The sequence below is a fragment of the Paenibacillus sp. FSL H8-0048 genome (assembly GCF_038002825.1).
GTDB lineage: Bacteria > Bacillota > Bacilli > Paenibacillales > Paenibacillaceae > Paenibacillus_AQ.
The window spans coordinates 939,429-957,936 of record NZ_JBBODF010000001.1 but is presented as its reverse complement, the minus strand read 5'-3'; the positions used below and the strand labels follow the sequence as shown (position 1 = coordinate 957,936).

14 protein-coding genes are annotated in these 18,508 nt (G+C 54.0%); 13 read left to right on the top strand and 1 reads right to left on the bottom strand.

The annotated features are described in order from the left end of the window. Positions 1-199 precede the first annotated feature (199 nt). The 4 genes from NSU18_RS32345 to kdpC are packed head-to-tail and all read left to right on the top strand — an operon-like array spanning position 200 to position 4,690. Positions 200-277, top strand: coding sequence for a potassium-transporting ATPase subunit F (locus NSU18_RS32345; protein ID WP_445321845.1), 78 nt, complete (start codon positions 200-202; stop codon positions 275-277). Between the two features lie 19 nt (positions 278-296). Beyond that, a complete protein-coding gene (gene kdpA / locus NSU18_RS04125) occupies positions 297-1,973 on the top strand; it encodes a potassium-transporting ATPase subunit KdpA (protein WP_341148308.1) in 1,677 nt (558 codons plus the stop codon). An 18-nt stretch (positions 1,974-1,991) separates the two neighbouring features. Then, a complete protein-coding gene (kdpB, locus tag NSU18_RS04120; RefSeq protein ID WP_341148307.1) occupies positions 1,992-4,025 on the top strand; it encodes a potassium-transporting ATPase subunit KdpB in 2,034 nt (677 codons plus the stop codon). A gap of 44 nt (positions 4,026-4,069) precedes the next feature. After that, entirely contained in the window at positions 4,070-4,690 is a 621-nt protein-coding gene (kdpC, locus tag NSU18_RS04115) for a potassium-transporting ATPase subunit KdpC (RefSeq protein ID WP_341021759.1), read from the top strand. Between the two features lie 157 nt (positions 4,691-4,847). Here kdpC and NSU18_RS04110 read toward each other — a convergent pair whose 3' ends face one another. Beyond that, positions 4,848-6,017 carry a hypothetical protein gene (locus tag NSU18_RS04110; protein ID WP_341021761.1) on the bottom strand — a complete coding sequence of 390 codons (1,170 nt, stop codon included), beginning with the start codon at positions 6,015-6,017 and terminating at the stop codon, positions 4,848-4,850. A gap of 89 nt (positions 6,018-6,106) precedes the next feature. Between NSU18_RS04110 and NSU18_RS04105 the strand changes: the two genes are divergently transcribed. From NSU18_RS04105 to NSU18_RS04065, 9 genes are all read left to right on the top strand, one after another. After that, positions 6,107-8,428 carry a universal stress protein gene (locus NSU18_RS04105; protein ID WP_341021763.1) on the top strand — a complete coding sequence of 774 codons (2,322 nt, stop codon included), beginning with the start codon at positions 6,107-6,109 and terminating at the stop codon, positions 8,426-8,428. Between the two features lie 169 nt (positions 8,429-8,597). Then, positions 8,598-9,539, top strand: a complete 942-nt coding sequence (locus NSU18_RS04100) for a ketopantoate reductase family protein (RefSeq protein ID WP_341021764.1) — start codon at positions 8,598-8,600, stop codon at positions 9,537-9,539. 625 nt (positions 9,540-10,164) lie between these two features. Beyond that, complete coding sequence (locus NSU18_RS04095; RefSeq protein ID WP_341021766.1) at positions 10,165-10,650, top strand: nitroreductase family protein; 486 nt, start codon at positions 10,165-10,167, stop codon at positions 10,648-10,650. A gap of 44 nt (positions 10,651-10,694) precedes the next feature. Then, entirely contained in the window at positions 10,695-12,440 is a 1,746-nt protein-coding gene (locus NSU18_RS04090) for an ABC transporter ATP-binding protein (protein WP_341148306.1), read from the top strand. After that, positions 12,424-14,265 carry an ABC transporter ATP-binding protein gene (locus tag NSU18_RS04085; protein WP_341148305.1) on the top strand — a complete coding sequence of 614 codons (1,842 nt, stop codon included), beginning with the start codon at positions 12,424-12,426 and terminating at the stop codon, positions 14,263-14,265. Before NSU18_RS04090 ends, NSU18_RS04085 begins: the two co-directional genes overlap by 17 nt. Before the next feature lie 692 nt (positions 14,266-14,957). Beyond that, positions 14,958-15,638 (top strand): response regulator transcription factor, encoded by a 681-nt coding sequence (locus NSU18_RS04080; RefSeq protein ID WP_341021772.1) that lies wholly within the window; start codon positions 14,958-14,960, stop codon positions 15,636-15,638. After that, positions 15,635-17,389: a sensor histidine kinase gene (locus NSU18_RS04075; protein ID WP_341148304.1), complete on the top strand. Its 1,755-nt coding sequence runs from the start codon at positions 15,635-15,637 to the stop codon at positions 17,387-17,389. The genes NSU18_RS04080 and NSU18_RS04075 overlap by 4 nt, the downstream gene beginning before the upstream one ends. A gap of 40 nt (positions 17,390-17,429) precedes the next feature. After that, positions 17,430-17,954, top strand: a complete 525-nt coding sequence (pssA, locus tag NSU18_RS04070) for a CDP-diacylglycerol--serine O-phosphatidyltransferase (RefSeq protein ID WP_341021776.1) — start codon at positions 17,430-17,432, stop codon at positions 17,952-17,954. Between the two features lie 6 nt (positions 17,955-17,960). Then, positions 17,961-18,455, top strand: a complete 495-nt coding sequence (locus NSU18_RS04065; protein WP_341021777.1) for a DedA family protein — start codon at positions 17,961-17,963, stop codon at positions 18,453-18,455. Positions 18,456-18,508 lie beyond the last annotated feature (53 nt).

The following is an 18,508-nucleotide window of genomic DNA, read 5'->3' as shown; positions in this document are numbered from 1 at the left end:
GAAACCCTTACCCTGAACTAATGGGAGAAATGATACGCTAGACCGGAAGTTACAAGAGAGAGATTACCCTAAGGTGAGGAGTGGCAAAAACGATGATGGATGTGTATATGACGGCAATGCTGGCAGCAATATTCACCGTGTTCTATGCGTTTGTACAATGGTGCAGCCGTGTGACCGATGAGCAGGGGGGGACGGAGTAATGGCGGTTGTCATCACGGCTACTGTGCTGATGTTTCTGTATTTGGGCTATGCTTTGATTCATCCCGAGAAATTCTAACTACTAAGGAGGGCCATCCGTGGGGATTGTGCAGATTGTAGTCGTCATCTTAATACTAGTACTGCTGGTGAAGCCGGTGGGCACTTATCTATATCATGTATTCTCAAATGAACCGAACCGGACAGACCGGGTGTTCGGCGCAGCGGAGAAAGGGATTTACCGTCTGATCGGGCTGAAGCGGCGTGGCGGGATGTCCTGGAAGAAATATGCGCTCAGCTTCATCGTAACGAACATTGTACTGGTGGTATTTAGTTATCTCTGTCTGCGGCTGCAAAAGGGGCTTCCGCTCAATCCGGGCGGGATTGGCAATATGGAAGAGACGCTGACCTTCAACACGGTGATCAGCTTCATCACGAATACGAATCTGCAGCATTACAGCGGGGAGACGGGCGTATCCTACTTCTCTCAGATGGCGGTCATGACGATGCTGATGTTCACGTCGGCTGCCAGCGGCTTCTCGGTTGCGGTTGCTTTTGTCAGAGGGATTACAGGCCGCCGCTCGGTGGGGAACTTCTTCGAGGATTTCGTCAAAGCGCATATCCGGATCTTCATTCCGCTGGCACTGCTTGTAACACTGGCGCTTGTAGCGCTGCATGTGCCGCAGACCTTGAAGCCTACGCTGGAAGTCACCACGCTCGAAGGGCAGACCCAGCAGATTGCTATCGGTCCAGTGGCTTCTCTGGAGTCCATTAAGCATATCGGCACGAACGGCGGGGGCTTTTTCGGAGCCAACTCTGCGCATCCATTTGAGAATCCGGGTCCGCTGAGCAATGTGCTGGAGATCCTCTCCATGTGGCTGCTGCCCGCATCCCTGCCGTATATGTACGGGAAGTTTGCCGGGAACAAGCGGCAGGGCTGGATGATTTTTGGCGCGATGATGACGCTGTTCGTGGTATTGCTTGGAGTAAATTACGCTGCGGAAAGTGCGGGCAACCCGGCGGTTAACGCCATGGGCATAGACGCTTCACAGGGCAGCATGGAGGGCAAAGAGGTCCGGTTCGGCATCGCACAGTCGGCGCTGTTCACCACCGTTACAACGGCGGCCACTACCGGCAGTGTGAATAATATGCATGATACGCTGACGCCGCTCGGCAGTATTACCCCGCTAACCCTCATGATGCTGAATAACGTGTTCGGCGGCAAAGGGGTCGGGCTGATCAATATGCTCATGTATGCGATCCTCGGCGTGTTCCTCTGCGGGCTGATGGTGGGCCGGACGCCGGAGTTCCTGGGCCGCAAAATTGAAGCGCGGGAGATGAAGCTGATCGCCATCGCGATTCTGATTCATCCGCTGATTATACTGATGCCGACGGCGGCTGCTTTTCTGACAGAGCTTGGTAAAGGCAGTATCAGTAACCCCGGCTTCCACGGAATGACCCAGGTGCTGTATGAATACGTATCGTCTGCGGCCAATAACGGCTCAGGCTTCGAAGGGCTGGCGGATAATACCTCCTTCTGGAATATCACCACCGGGGTGGTCATGCTGCTGGGCCGGTATGTCTCGATGATCGCCATGCTGGCGGTTGCCGGTTCCCTGCTGCGCAAGAAGCCGGTGCCGGAGACCATTGGGACCTTCCGCACAGATAACGGCCTGTTCACTGGCATCCTGATTGGTACGGTGCTGATTATCGGCGCGCTGACCTTCCTGCCGGTGATTGTCCTCGGTCCGGTTGCAGAATATTTGACTTTACGGTAGGGAGAGGGAGAGAAGAGAATGAGTACTGTACACAGAAAGAAGCTGCTGACGGGTCCCATCCTGCTAAGTGCTGCCAAGGATAGTCTGGTGAAGCTGAACCCGGTGACACTAATGAAGAATCCGGTCATGTTCGTCGTGGAGGTGGGGACGGTTATCGTCTTGCTCATGGTGCTGGCACCCGGTTATTTCCATGCGGAGCATGCGGTAGGCTTCAATATAACCGTGTTCTTCATCCTGCTGTTTACCGTGCTGTTTGCTAACTTCGCGGAAGCGCTGGCGGAGGGCCGGGGCAAGGCGCAAGCCGATTCGCTCAAAAAAACCAAGCAGGACATCACCGCTAATAAGCTGGCGGGATCAGGGGTCAAGCAAGTACCGGCCTCTGAGCTGCGCAAAGGCGATATTGTAGTCGTCAGCCAGGGCGAACTGATTCCTGGAGACGGGGAAGTGACCGAGGGGCTGGCTTCTGTGGACGAATCGGCTATCACCGGGGAGTCGGCACCGGTCATTAAGGAAGCCGGGGGTGACTTCGGCTCCGTGACCGGCGGTACCCGCGTAGTCAGCGACCAGATCAAGGTGCGGATCACGAGTGATCCGGGGGAATCGTTCCTGGACCGGATGATCTCGCTGGTCGAAGGGGCGAAGCGCCAGAAGACACCGAATGAGATTGCCCTGAACACGCTGCTGATCAGCCTCACGATTATTTTCCTGATTGTCGTCGTCACCCTGCGTCCCATCGCGGATTATATCGGGGTGAAGCTGGAGATTCCGGTCATGATCGCACTGCTCGTCTGCCTGATTCCGACCACCATCGGCGGGCTGCTGTCGGCCATCGGGATTGCGGGCATGGACCGGGTGACGCAGTTCAACGTCCTGGCAATGTCCGGGAAGGCGGTGGAAGCCGCCGGGGATATCAACACGATGATTCTGGATAAGACGGGGACGATTACCTTCGGGAACCGGATGGCCAGTGAGTTCGTTGCGGTAGGCGAAGCAACTGTAGCCGAGCTTGCGGCCTGGGCGGCGGTCAGCTCGCTGAAGGATGAGACGCCGGAAGGGCGCTCGGTCCTGGAGCTGGCGAAGAAGCTGGAACTCCAATATGACAGCAGCCTCGCGGACGGCGGGGAGTTCATTACCTTCAAGGCAGAGAGCCGGATGAGCGGGATGGATCTGCAGGACGGGCGCTCAGTGCGTAAGGGAGCGGTCGATTCCGTGAAGAAGTGGGTGCTGTCCCGGGGCGGCAGCGTGCCGTCCGATCTGGATACCCACTCGGATGCCATTGCACGGCTGGGCGGCACTCCGCTCGCGGTTGCTGTAGACAACCGGATCTATGGGCTGATCTATCTGAAGGATACGGTGAAGCCCGGGATGAAGGATCGCTTCGACGAGCTGCGCAGCATGGGGATCAAGACGATCATGTGTACAGGGGACAACCCGCTGACCGCCGCCACGATTGCCCGTGAAGCCGGGGTCGATGATTTTATAGCCGAGAGTACTCCGGAGGATAAGATTGCGGTGATCCGCCGGGAGCAAAGCGAGGGCAAGCTGGTCGCGATGACCGGGGATGGAACGAATGACGCTCCCGCTCTGGCCCAGGCCGATGTCGGGCTGGCGATGAACAGCGGGACAACCGCTGCCAAGGAAGCGGCCAATATGGTCGATCTGGATTCTGATCCGTCCAAGATCATCGAGGTTGTAGCCATCGGGAAACAGCTCCTAATGACACGCGGGGCGCTGACCACGTTCAGCATCGCTAACGATATTGCCAAGTATTTTGCAATCATTCCGGCGATGTTCACGCTCGCTATTCCTGAGATGGAAGCTCTGAACATTATGGGGCTGAGTTCCCCAAGCTCGGCGATTATCTCGGCGCTGATCTTCAACGCCATCATCATCCCGCTGCTGATTCCGCTCGCTATGCGCGGGGTCTCCTATAAGCCGATGAGCTCCTCCAGACTGCTGACGCGCAACATTGTCATCTATGGTCTGGGCGGAGTCGCCGTTCCCTTCGCCGGGATCAAGCTGATTGATATGCTCGTCAGTATATGGATCTAGAAGGTGCGGCAGACGATTGACTATACAAGGAGGGCGTATTCATCATGGCACAATCTATTCATGAGACAGACGGAGAGCAGGTCTCCGCTTCAAAAGCTGCTTTTTTCTTCACTACAGTAAGGTTAAGCATTGTATTCATTATTCTCTGCGGAATGATCTATCCGCTGGCTTCCACCGCGCTTGCCCAGGTGCTGCTGCCTGCCCAGGCGAACGGCAGCCTGCTGAAGGATGCGTCCGGGAAGGTGGTCGGTTCTGCGCTGATCGGGCAGAGCTTCACGAACCAGGCTCTGTTCCAGAGCCGTGTATCGAGCATCGGGTACAAGGCCGAAGCTTCGGGCTCGAATAACTATGGTCCATCGAATCCTGATATGCTACAACGCACCAAGGACTCCATTGCCCAGTGGAAGCTGGATAATCCCGGCGTCCCTGTAAGTCAGCTCCCTGTGGATTTGATTACGAATTCCGGCTCGGGTCTTGATCCGCATATTTCACCGGCTGCGGCGCTCGTGCAGGTTCCCCGGATCAGCAAGCTGACCGGCATTCCGGCAGCTACCCTTGAAGCGCTGGTGAAAGAGCATACCGAAGGGCGCGACCTGGGACTTTTCGGAGAGAAACGGGTGAATGTGCTGAAGCTGAATCTGGCGCTGACGGAGGTGGCGAAATAAGCAGGAGCGGACTGTCCCTCATATGTGAGCTATGTTGCAGTTCCTTAGCCTTTAGCAGTAAGTGTTATTTTGGGAGAGAGGAATATTTAGATGCAAACAAGCCCGGAGCATCACGAGGACACTGCCGGGATTCCCACATTCTTTTTGGGGAAATGTGCTAGCGGATTTTTTTCCAGGTCAAGCCGTTCTCCGAAAGGGAAATTCCGCCCTGATAGCCAATGCCGATAAACCATTGGCCCGCCTGAATGACATTCATGTTATTAGGTACGGTTAAGCCAAGGTCCGTCATCGTCCATTTTACCCGGTCTGACGAAATTCCAGCTTTGATGCGAATCACACCGGGGCTGTACCAGTACTTAACAAAGGTATAGTATTTGCTGCCCTTCTTATAGATCGGGCTTCGGCCAAACGGATTCACGATAGCGGAGGGAGCCTTCTGAATGGCAAACAGAATTCCGTTCTTGGAGGTATAGGTATTTCTCTCATCAAACAAGGTGATTACGCCATCCGGCGTATACCCTTCTTCCAACTTGAAATTGTAGCTCGTTTGGGGAACGTCATTCACACTAAACTTGTAGTTGAGGTCCTTTTTGACTGTTCCCGATTGCTGGGTCCAGCTTGTCAAATTGGTCGACGTATACAGAACAAGCTCCGCATAGCGATTGTCACTGGCATCCGTCAGGAACTGGTTGCGGGACAACGTCATGGCCTGTCTTGATAAGAACTCATACTCCCCACAGTAGGCAGAGTATATGTTGCCGTTCCAGGTCAAGTAGTGCACTTCGACGGGCAACAGGCCGGCTTCCTTCCAATTCACTCCATTAGAGGACATATATATGGGACTGATATCATCCGCTTGGCTGCCGATCAGCACATATTGCCCATTTAAAAACTGAACATTGCCGATGGTTGTCGCTTTCCCGTTGCTTGATTCCAGGGTGAAGGGAGTCCATTTGTCGCCATTCGCAGACGTGTAGTTGCCAATCGCGGAATTGTATGAATTCACATGAATGACAGATAAGAAGAAACGTCCCTTGGCATAAAAAACGTTGTACATGTCACTGGAAGGCAGTTTTCGGGAGACCCATTTGTTCCCGTTGTTGTGTGTGACATTCAGGTAGGACGAGTTGGACACGGCGATGATGGTACCTTGTCCATCCGCTGCGATGGTGTTAATTCCATCGCCTGTTGCCCGGTCAAAGGCTAACGGAAACTCCACTTCTTTGGCGGCTGCTTCCGGAGAGGGACTTGTTCCCTCTGCAAATGAAGCCGGGGCCAGCGACACCAGTAAACAAAGAACAAAAAGCCACTTTTTCACATTGCGCATAATTTTCCTCCTATGGTGGGTACAGCATTAAGAAGAATATTATAGCATATATGGAGGATGTGCAGAGACTATTTAAAGAAGGTGAGCCGGTGCCACCCTATAAACGCAAGTCTCCTGAGGAGATTCTATATTCTATCTACCGGCTCCAGCGGGGACGGCTGAAGATCATCATCGGCTCGGTCAGCGGCTCCGGCAAAACCTATCATATGCTGGAGGAAGGCAAGCTGCTGAAGCAGCAGGGGATCGATGTGGTGATCAGTGCGGTCTCGACGATGGGCCGGGCGGAGACGGTTCAGCAGCTTGGCGATCTGGAGCGTGTGCCCAGTATTCACTGGCTGAAGGACGGCAAGGAGGAGAAGGACCTCCCGCTTGATGCTCTGGTGGAGCGCAACCCCGAGGTGCTGCTGGTCGATGGTCTGGCCCACCGCAACCGTGCGGAGGCCCGCTTCCCGACCAGGCTTGCAGACATCCGTTATCTGATGGATCACGGAATCAGCGTAATCACTACTATTAATGTCTATGAGCTGGCCGGTGTGGGGGAGCAAATCTATGAAATGACCGGCATCCGTGCGGAGTGCACCGTGCCGCTCAATACACTGGAACTCGCCGATGAGGTACGGCTGATCGATGTGTCCCCGGAGACTATTCTCAAGCGGCTGGAGGAGGGAGTGCTTGGAGAGGGCGCGCATCCGGCTCTATCCCTCAGGGGCAATCTTGGCGTACTCCGTGAGGTGTCGCTGCGGCTGATGGCGGAAGGGGTCAATGATTCCCTGGAAAAGCACCGCGAGGCCGAGGGACTGATCGGCCCATCCGGCGCGACAGAGCGTATCCTGGTATCCGCGCAGTATCACTGGAATGGTTCCCTCTATATTAGAAGAGGACAGCAGATTGCCAAACGGCTGAACGGAGACCTGCTTATCGTTACCTTCCTCCTGCGCGGCCGCCCGCTGACCAAGGATCAGCAGGTATTCAAGCGCTCCATCCGCAAGCTGACTGAACGGATTCAGGCCCGGTTCGAGGAGCTGGAGCTGCTGCGTCTGCGGATGCTGCCCACCATGCTTGTGCGCTATGCCATTCAGAACAATGTCACCCGAATTGTGATGGGGCATTCGCAGAAAAGCCGCTGGCAGGAGAAGTGGCAGGGCTCCATAGCCAGCCGTGTCCTGCGGCGGACGCGGAATATCGATGTGTTCCTGATGGCTGACCGTGCCGAGCAGGAAGGAGAACGGGTGCTGCCGATCCGTCCCGCCGTGAAGATGGCGGCAGAACCGTTCCACCGGCTGACCGGCCGGGAGCTGGAGCGGCGGATCGAGGACATCCGCCGGGGTACCTTCAAGGTGTATATCGGTGCAGCCCCCGGCGTGGGCAAAACCTACAAGATGCTCCAGGAAGGCAATCTGCTGCTGGGCAGGGGCATCGATGTGGTCATCGGACTGCTGGAGACCCATGGGAGAGAGGAAACCGGCAAGCAGGTAGGCAAGTTAACGATGATTCCAAGAGCGCGGATTGCCTACCAGTCCACTGAGCTTACAGAGATGGACACAGCGGCCATTATCGCCCGCCGTCCCGAGGTGGTGCTGGTGGATGAGCTGGCCCACACCAATGTTCCCGGAAGCGTGACCCGGAAGCGATATGAGGATGTCATCCAGCTGCTGGAGAACGGAATCTCAGTGATTACAACGGTTAATGTGCAGCATCTGGAGAGCCTGAACGATGCGGTGGAGCAATTAACCGGTGTGCGTGTGCGCGAGACGGTGCCGGATGCCATCCTGCGGATGGCGAGTGAGGTGGAGCTGATTGATGTCACTCCGCAGATGCTGCAGCAGCGGATGCGGGAAGGGAAGATCTACGCGCGGGAGAAGGTCAATCAGGCGCTGGAGTCTTTTTTCAAAATAGGCAATCTAATCGCCCTGCGTGAGCTGGCCCTGCGCGAGATTGCCGATGATGTGGATGAGCGGCTGGAGGCCTGGGAACGGGAGCCTGCCTTGCGTGGACCTTGGAGCAGACGGGAGGTCATCTTCGTCTGTGTAGACACAGGGCCGCAGGCTGAACGGCTGGTCCGCCGCGGCTTCCGCATTGCACACCGCCTGAAGGCGGAGTGGCATGTACACTACGTACACTGTGCCCGCATGAAGACAGCGGAGGAGCAGAAACGGCTGGATACGCTGAAGGCTTTGACCGAACGGCTGGGCGGGGTTATGGATATTACGGAGGCGGGAAGCCGCAAGCATCTCTACAAGCATCTGCTGAAGCGGATGAATGATATGCAGACTACGCAGGTAATCATCGGGCAGTCCCGCAGACCCTTCCTGCGCAGCTTGTTCAGAGTGAGCTTTGTTCAATATCTGCTGCGGCATGCCCGGCATATGGATATGCTGATCGTGGCCCTTCATACGCAGATGATGGAATGAGGCGGCTTAGCGTCGTAGGAGCGGTACGGTAATGTACAATTTACACGGGTTTGTTCAGTAATTGACATCCCCGGCACCATTGGCAATTGCGTGATTGAGTCCCCGCCGCTAACATAATGAACAGATGTTCATTTAAATACAACTGTTTGAAGCGGAGAGGGGATTCGAAATGCGAATATTAGTGATCGGTGCAGGGGTAATAGGCAGTTATTTGGCACATGTGCTGGTACGGGGCGGGAATGAGGTCACCCTACTGGCCAGAACGAAGCGGGCGGGCCAATTGCAGAAGGACGGACTGGTCCTTCGGCATTATTTTCAGCGTAAAACGACTGTGGATCAGGTGAAGGTTATATCCGAACTGCGGAGGGACGATGTCTATGATCTGATCTTCGTAGTGATGAAATACAATGACTTCCCGGCCGTGCTGCCGGCGCTGGCGGACAACGGTAGTAAGAATATTGTGCTTGTAGGCAATAACGGGGATACCCGCGGGATGCAGCATTTCTTCCAGGAGAACAGCCGGATTCCGCAGAATATTGCGTTTGGCTTCCAGATAAACGGGGGGACCCGCGAGGAAGATGGGCGTGTTATCGTTGTAAGCGGTGGCGGCAGGATGGTGCTGGGCAGTCTGGAGGGGGAGATTCCGTTCAAGACGGAGCTTGCGGAGGCCTTCCGGCAGACGAAGTATAAGCTGGATTATTCGCAGGATATTAACGCCTGGCTCCTCAGTCATGCGGTTTCAATTATTCCGGTGATGTCAGTCATTTATCTCTATGATTTTGATCTGGCAAAAGCAAGCAAAGACTCTGCCCGCTGGAAACAGGCAGTTGCCCTAATGGATGAAGGGTTCCGCGTGCTCTCCGCGCTGGGCTTACCCGTTAACCCCGCCACCCTGGTTAACGGGGCGAAGAAGCACCCGGCACTGCTCGCCCAAGGGTTGAGATTGTTACAAAAGCTGCCCTTCATGAAGCTGATCGATGGCTCATTCAGCGAGATTGCAGCGCTCTATCAGGCCTTTGAACCTCTAATGCAGCAAGCTCGCCTGTCCACACCGGCGTGGGATGACTTCAAGCAGCAGACGATGAGGAAATATGCGCTGGAGCAGGCTTAGGATGAACGGATGCACCGAGAACAATTGAACTGATGAACAGAGCAACTCCTCCAACGAACAGCTCAGAAAGCTCCGCTTAGGCGGAGTTTGCTGGGCTGTTTTCGCTCTTGTGAGTAGGTGGGGGCACAATGTAATCGGAAAACCGATTACATTGCGCTCGCGAGAGGACAGATGGCTGGATGTAATCGGAAAACCGATTACAATGTGCTCGTGAGAGGGCGGATGACCAAATGTAATCGGAAAACCGATTACAATGCGCTTGTGTGAGGGCAGATGGCTGAATGTAATCGGAAAACCGATTACATTGCGCTGGTTAGACGGCGGATGACAGGATATAATCGAAAAATCGATTACATTGCGCTCGTGAAAAGCACAATGGGCTGGCATCAGTGTGCCTGTGCCGGATGCCGCTAAAAGTGGACAGATGGGTAAGGCTGTTTTTGCCCAGGAGCCAATTCACTTTCAGCATGAAAAAATCAATTAACACCATATACATAATGTTCCAATTAACTTATAACTCCAGATCCCGGTTGCGCTCTAGCTCAAAAGTCTTGTAATTTAACGTGTTAAAGAGATATGCTTATTATCATGTGGATACAAATACAACTGAGGGAGTGGACTAACTATGACTATTATCGATACTATTCAAACGCGAAGAACGATTAAGGCCTTCCGGCCGGACCCGATTAAGGAGGAGGAGCTGAATACTTGGCTGGAAGCCGCCAGCTATGCTCCGAACCACCGGATGAATGAGCCGTGGGAGCTGCTGTTCATTGGGCCGCAGACCCGGGCAGCGCTGAACCATAAGACTGATTTCGGCGGTGCTCCGTTACTGATTGGAGTCTTATCCAAGTCTGCTGCTTCGACAGTGGAGCGTGAAGAGAACATCATGGCTGTGTCCTGCTATATCCAGAATTTCATGCTGGCGGCCCATGCGGCAGGAGCAGGTGTGTTCTGGTCATCACTCGGCGGTACAGCCAAGGGCCGTGAGGTGCTGGGCGTTCCTGAAGAACAGGATGTTATTGCGGTGCTTGCCGTAGGCTATCCTTCGGAAATGCCCGCTGCCAAGCAGAGAACGCCAATGACCGATAAAATCACATATTTACCCTAAAGGGACGAACGGATGCAACAACTGATGAGATGAAGGTGAACTGAATGTGGAAGCTCAGGGGCTTCATGAAGCCGTACGCGCTCTGGAGCGTGCTTGCCCCGCTGTTAATGGTAGTTGAAGTAGTGATGGACCTGCTGCAGCCTGCACTTATGGCCAGCATTGTGGATAAGGGCCTGATGAAGAATGATTTATCACATATCCTTTCAACAGGCGGAATAATGATTGGAATCGCTATCATCGGGATGACCGGCGGTGTGGGTTGTGCGATTTGTGCAAGCATTGCTTCACAGAATTTCGGCAATGATCTGCGTCTCAAGCTGTTTGAGCATATCCAGACCTTCTCGAACCGCAATCTGGACCGGCTGAAGACTGGCTCGCTGATCACCCGGCTGACGAACGATGTAGTGCAGCTTCAGACCTTCGTGCAGATGATTCTGCGGAGCTTCGTGCGGTCGCCACTGCTGCTGATCGGCAGTCTCGTTATGGCGGTTCGGATCAGTCCGTCTCTGGCGATGATCCTGCTGGCTGCGGTGCCGCTGCTGTTCATTCTGCTGTTTGTGCTGATCCGGCTTTCTTTTCCGTTATTTGCCCGGATGCAGGAGAAGCTGGATGGGGTGAGCAATGTGCTGCAGGAGAATCTCACCGGCATTCGTGTAATCAAGGCCTTCGTCCGTGGAGACCATGAGCAGAAGCGCTTCGATACCGCCAATACCGGCTATACGGATACCGGAATCCGGGCGATCCGCCTGATGGCGCTGAATATGCCGCTAATGATGCTGATTCTGAATGCCAGCATTATTGCCGTACTCTGGTTCGGGGGCCTACAGAACTGGAACGGGACACTGCCCGTTGGTGAACTAATTGCCTTCATTAACTATGTTACTCAATTGCTTATGTCGATGATGATGCTGAGCACGATGCTAGCCTTCGTATCAAGGGCCGAGGTGTCGGGAGACCGTGTAAATGAAGTATTCGCCGCCACAAGTGAAATTACCGAAGCGCCTGCGGCGGATCAAGCAGCCATTACGCTAGGACGGATTGAATTCAGAAAGGTCTCCTTCGCGTATAACCGCGGGGATGATAATCTTGTACTTGAGGATATCAGCTTTGCAGCCAGTCCCGGGGAGACGATCGCTATTCTGGGGGCTACCGGAGCAGGAAAGTCTACCCTGGTTAGTCTGATTCCAAGATTCTATGAGGTCTTGTCCGGTGCCGTTCTGATCGACGGAACGGACATCCGGGAGATTGGCATAGAGCATCTACGGAGCAGAATCGGCTTCGTAATGCAGCAGTCCCTGCTGTTCAGCGGCAGCATTAGGGACAATATCCGTTACGGACGGCCGGAAGCAACAGATGAAGAAGTGGAGCAGGCGGCTGTGGCCGCAGAAGCACATGGATTCATCACAGCTATGCCGCAAGGCTACGACACACAGCTCGGGCAACGCGGGGTGAACCTGTCAGGCGGACAAAAGCAGCGTCTGTCCATTGCACGCGCGCTGCTCATCAAGCCGGCCATTTTGATCCTGGATGACAGCACCAGCGCTCTGGATGCGGTTACCGAAGCAAGCATCCGCCTGCTGCTGAAGACAGAGCTTCAGGATTGCACAGTCGTTATGATTGCCCAGCGGGTGTCTTCTATTATAGATGCCGACCGGATCTTGATTCTGGAGAACGGCCGGATCGCAGCGCAGGGCACACATACCGAGCTGATGGCAGGCAGCGAGATCTACCGGGATATCCGCCATTCCCAGCTGAAGGAAGAGGGGGAGCCTTATGTCCAATCAACGTAAAAGAGAGCAGGCTCCCGGCGGACCTGGAGCATTAGTCGGCGGGCCTCCGGGCCGGGCTGGTGTTACACCCAAGGTACGCCCGAAGAACAGCAAGGCAACGATCATCCGCATCTGGTCCTATCTGAACCGTCAGCGGACAGGGCTGATTATGGTCTATGTATTCACGATTCTGAATGCTGTGCTTGCCCTGATCGGTCCCTACCTGCTGGGAAAAGCCATTGATACCGCGATCCTCCCGCAGGATTACAGTCTGCTGGTCCAGTTCTGTCTCCTTCTGGGCGGCATTTATTTGCTGGGCAGCGCCGTCTCTTGGGTCCAGGCTTACGTGATGACCTCCGTCTCCCAGCGCACAGTGTATGAGCTGCGGCGTGACCTGTTCGCCAAATACCAGGAGCTGCCGGTCAGCTTCTTCGATACCCATGCTAACGGTGAGTTGATGAGCCGTGCGACCAATGACATCGACAATGTCTCGAACTCACTGAATCAGAGTGTAACCCAGCTGTTGAACAGTCTGATCACACTTAGCGGCTCTCTGGTCATTATGCTGATGCTGAATGTTCCCCTCACGGGAGTTGCTATGGTAACCATTCCACTGGTCGTGCTGGCGAGCCGCCGGATTACCGGCTTAAGCCGGATCTACTTCAAGGATCAGCAGCAGCATCTGGGTGAACTGAACGGCTTCATTGAAGAAGCGGTCAGCGGCCAAAAGGTGATTAAGCAATACCGCAGAGAACAGGCGGAGGTTACCAGATTCCGCGGAATAAGCGGGGAGCTTAATAAAGCGAGCATCAAGGCGCAGATTGTATCCGGCCTGGTAGGCCCGGTAATGAACCTGATTAACAATCTGAACTTCGCGCTGATTGCCGGAATTGGCGGCTGGATGGCTTATCGGGAGTTGCTTACCGTGGGGGTCATCGTCAGTATGCTGAACTATGCCAAGCAGTTCGGCAGGCCCGTCTCCGACCTTGCGAACCAGTATAACCTGATCCAATCGGCAATCGCCGGAGCGGAGCGCGTATTTGAATTGATGGATATGCCCTCCGAATACAGCGGGGAGCAGCCTCAGGAGCTGGAGCGGATACGCGGCGAAGTTATTTTCCGGGATGTAGTGTTCGGCTATAAACCGGGTGAGCCTATTCTGAACGGGGTAAGCTTCACTGCGCAGCCGGGCGAGACGATCGCCCTGGTCGGACCGACCGGTGCAGGGAAGACGACCATTGTCAACCTGCTGACGCGCTTCTATGAAGTGAGCGGCGGTGAGGTGCTCATCGACGGCAGGGATATCAGGGAGTTCAATAAAAACGGGCTGCGCCGTCAGCTCGGAATGGTGCTGCAGGATGCCCATGTTTTCTCGGGAACCATTCGCGAGAATATCCGGTTCGGCCGTCTGGAGGCCACGGACCGTGAAGTGGAAGAAGCGGCCAATCTGGCCAACGTCAGTGGCTTCATTGCGCGGATGCCTCAGGGGTACGACACACTGCTGGGTACAGACGGGACCACCTTGAGCCACGGCCAGCGCCAGCTCTTGACCATTGCCCGCGCCATTCTGGCCGATCCGGCTATCCTCATTCTGGATGAGGCAACGAGTAGCGTGGATACCCGGACAGAGATGCATATCCAGCAGGCCATGCGGACACTGATGAAGGGCCGCACCAGCTTCGTGATCGCCCACCGGCTTAGCACTATTCAGGATGCTGACCGGATTCTGGTCATCCAGGGCGGCCAGATCGCCGAGCAGGGAAGCCACAGCCAGCTTCTTGCGCTGCAAGGGATCTATTCCGAGCTGTATAACAGCCAGTTCAAGCAAGCCTTTGAAGCCGGGTAAGCAAGGCGCATAAGATATGAAAGTCGAACAGCGATCCTCCGGTTAGTTGAGAATCGCTGTTTTGCGTTATGGCTTGAGGGAAATCCTGCACAGTATACAACAATGCGCATGATCCAGCACCGTGCTGAGGGAATTCCTGCACAAAGTACAACAATATGTGTTTCCCAACAGTTAATCTCACCGAATTCCTGCAATAAGTGCAACAATGTGCATGATATGAGCTTAAAAGGATGGATTTCCTGCAAATAGTACAACATTTGTATTCAGTGAGGTGTTCAGTCAGGTGTTCAGTGAGTTGTTTGGTGGGGCGTTCCGTGAGGCAACTTCCCTTTCAGAATTGCGTTTCGTGAGACTGCTTTCTATTTCAGATTTGTGTTAAGTAGGACAGCCTACGCTCAAACAGCGGAGCGGGCGGAACGATTGTGTAAAAGCGAAGCGTTTGCCTTTGTGTCCGGATTTTCACCGATTAGGTAAAAATAACAAAAATCTGGACACAACAGCGATTGTAACAACGTTCCGTTTGCGCAGCGTCCACCTAATCTAAGAAGTATATCGGACTCAAACCTAGGGTTTCCCAAGTAACTCCACCATAGTTTTTAGCTAATAATAAGCCAATTTCACCCCAGGACACATAAAGGACATAACACTCGACTATGCTGATAGGTATAAACGGGTTGAAAGCAGGGAGTACATTGAAGAAAAAGTTACTGCTTGTCGAAGACGAGCTGCGTATCCGTGAGCTGGTGTCGGATTACTTCATACAGGACGGCTGGGAGGTGCGCGAAGCCGATAATGGGCAGGACGCGCTCCTATGGTTCGATTCGCTGATGCCGGATCTGCTGATTCTGGATATTATGATGCCCAAAATGGACGGATTTCAGGTATGCCGGGAGATCCGCAAGAAATCGGCGACCCCGATCATTCTGTTGACTGCCAAATCCGCCGATGACGACAAAATACACGGCTTCGAGCTGGGAGCCGATGATTATGTGACCAAGCCGTTCAGTCCCAAGGTGCTGGTGGCCCGGGCCGCGGCTCTGATGAAACGGGTGGAAGGCGCGCACCAGCCAGAATCCGGTGTGGTGAGATTCGGCTCGGCCATCTTCAATACTATGGCGCACCGTCTTGAGGTAGAAGGCGCCGACGTCGAGCTGACCCCGAAGGAATATGATCTCCTGTGGCTGCTGGTCCGCAACAAGGGCCATGTAATCTCGCGGGACACCATCCTCAGCCGGGTCTGGGGAATTGAATTCGAGGGGGACTCCCGGGTCGTGGACAGCCATATCAAGAAACTGCGCAGCAAGCTGGGGTATGAATCCCGCCACATCCGCACGGTCATTGGAACCGGCTACAGATTTGAGGACGAAGAATGAAACGATGGGGAATTACCTTCAAGCTGTTCGTAATGACTGTCATCTTCTTCGTCTGCTTCTACGGGATGGTAATTCTGAGCCAGTTCCTGCTGTTTGACCGCTTCTACCAGGTACAGAAGGAGTCCCGTGTGGAGAAGCATCTGAAGAGCTTCGGGACAAGCTACACCAAAGAAGCCTGGGGCAGAACCCGCACCTCCCGCGAGCTGGTCCGGTTCATGCTGCGCAACAAGACACAGATGGTCATTATGAAGCCGGATGGCCGGATGAAGTCGGAAGATCCGTTCCGCATGAAGCTGATCGATGAGAAGGGCCAGACTCAGGTGATTCCCATGTCCCTGTTCATGAATCAGTTCGGCGACATGCTGAGATCGGCCCATCTGAAGGAGAATGACCGGGTGACTATACAAGGAGAGCATGTCGTCAGCGCAAGCGAGCTCGGGCATCTGTTCTATCCGGTTAATATTACTAAACAAGGCGGAACGCCGGTAGGCGAGGAGGCGGATTCGGACAATACCAGCATTACCGGAACCATTACGGAGCTGGTGCTGCCGGATATGAAAATATGGAGTCCGCGCCAGGGCATCCTGTTCGAGGCCATAGAGGACTGGTTTCCTTTAAATCCGGGTCAGCTGGAGAGCCTGAATAATCTGAACATGGTCAAGGAAGAGTGGACGGCTCCCTGGAGCGGTATCCGCAATTCCGTAATGATTCTGCCCGTGAAGCAGGCCGGCGGAGAGATTGAGCTGTTGTTCTCAGTGACCTCGCTGCAGGATGTTAAGGATTCCAATGAAGCGCTGCGCTGGTTCTTTTTATACCTGGGGCTTGGCGGGTTCGTGCTGATTCTGGTTCTGTCGCTGTTCTATTCCAAGATGGTGACCCGGCCCTTAATCAAGCTCAATAATACGGCCAAACGGATGGTGGCGCTCGATTTCACCGGTCATAACTCCATTCGCCAGAAGGATGAGCTGGGTAACCTGTCCAGAAGCATGTTCACCTTGTCCCAAAGTCTGGACACTGCACTGGGCGAGCTTCGGGAGACGAATCAACAGCTGGTGGAGGAAATGGAGCAGAAGAAGAAGCTGGAGCAGATGCAGCAGGACTTTTTTGCCAGTGCCTCCCATGAGCTGAAGACGCCGCTTAGCATTATCAAGGGCTTCGCCGAGGGGCTGGAGGACGGGGTGAGCGCCGGCAAGCAGGATCATTACATCAAGGTGATTATCGAAGAGGCCGACAAGATGGAGTTCCTGGTAAAAGATATGCTAGACCTGGCCCGCCTGGAGTCCGGCACAATCAAGCTGCGCAAAAGCTCCTTCATGCTAAGCGAAATGACGGAGAAGGTGACCGATAAACTGGTGCATTCCCTTCAAAATAAGAAGCTGGATGTGGTCATTATTCCGGCGAATGAATTGCCCGTGTATGCGGATGCTACATGGATTGAACAGGTGCTCAGCAATCTGCTGACCAACGCAATCCGTCATGCCGAAGAGGGCAGTACCATAACCGTTAGACTGGAGAGTCAGCCTAAGAAGCTTCTGTTCACCATCCACAACAAAGGGGAGCGAATCCCCGAGGATCAACTGGCGCATATCTGGGAGCGGTTCTACCGGATCGAGGCTTCGCGCAGCCGTCTGACGGGCGGAACCGGACTCGGATTGTCCATTGCGAAGCAGATTTTAGATATGCATGGCTGCCAGTATGCAGTGATGAACACCACGGACGGCGTCTGTTTTAGTGTAACCTTTGGAGGCTGAGCCGTCCCCTTACTAACTTGTCAGGAAAGGAGTGAACAGCATGAAATGGAGCTGGCTGCCTTCAATGTGCACACTGGGAAACCTGGGCTTCGGATCAATATCCCTGCTATTCACGATTGAAGAACGTTATGATCTTGCTTTATTAATGATACTTCTGGCTGCGATATGCGATGTTATGGACGGACTGCTCGCCCGGATGCTGCATTGCACCAGTGATTTTGGCAAACAACTGGACTCTTTGGCGGATATTATTTCTTTTGGCATCGCTCCCGCCTTTCTTATTCTGCTATACCGGCTGGAAAATGTGCAGTGGGTCGGACCTGTGGCTGCGGTTGCATTCCTGATCTGCGGGGCGCTGCGGCTGGCCAGATTCAATATCTCGGCTCCTTCTAAGGGCTTTGTGGGCATGCCGATTACGGCAGCCGGATTGCTTCTGTCGATGACCACACTTATAGGTGAGCGGCTGAAGCCGGAAATGCTCATTTTAATTATGGGACTATTGTCTATACTGATGATAAGCAGGTTTCCATTCCCTTCATTTAAAAAATTCGGTAACAGGAAGTGATTGTTCATGCCATGGGTCATCGAGATGATCTCACAATACGGTTATATAGCTATATTCGCGCTGCTGGCGCTCGGGCTTCTCGGACTTCCCGTTCCCGATGAGCTGCTGACGCTGTTCGTTGGCTATCTATCCTCTACCATGGTGCTGGATTTCTCGCTTTCGGTTCTGGTCTGCTTCATAGGCTCGATTACAGGCATGCTGATCAGCTATACCATCGGTCTCAGAGTGGGGCAGCCTGTCGTAGACCGGTATGGGAAATGGGTAGGCCTGACGCCCAAAAGGTTCGCCTATGTCAAACGCTGGTTTTTCCGGTTCGGCAACTGGACGATATTCATCGCTTATTTCGTTCCGGGTATCCGGCATGTGACGAGCTACATCTCGGGCATCAGCGCCATGTCCTTCCGAAAATATTTAATGGTCACCCTGGCCGGTGCCTTTATCTGGTCACTCCTGTTTGTCTCAATTGGCTATCTGATCGGTTCGAGGCTAACCTTTGCCTAAATAAGTAATAATCTTTTATAATCAAACAGGAACTTACAGCGGCTTAACGTTCT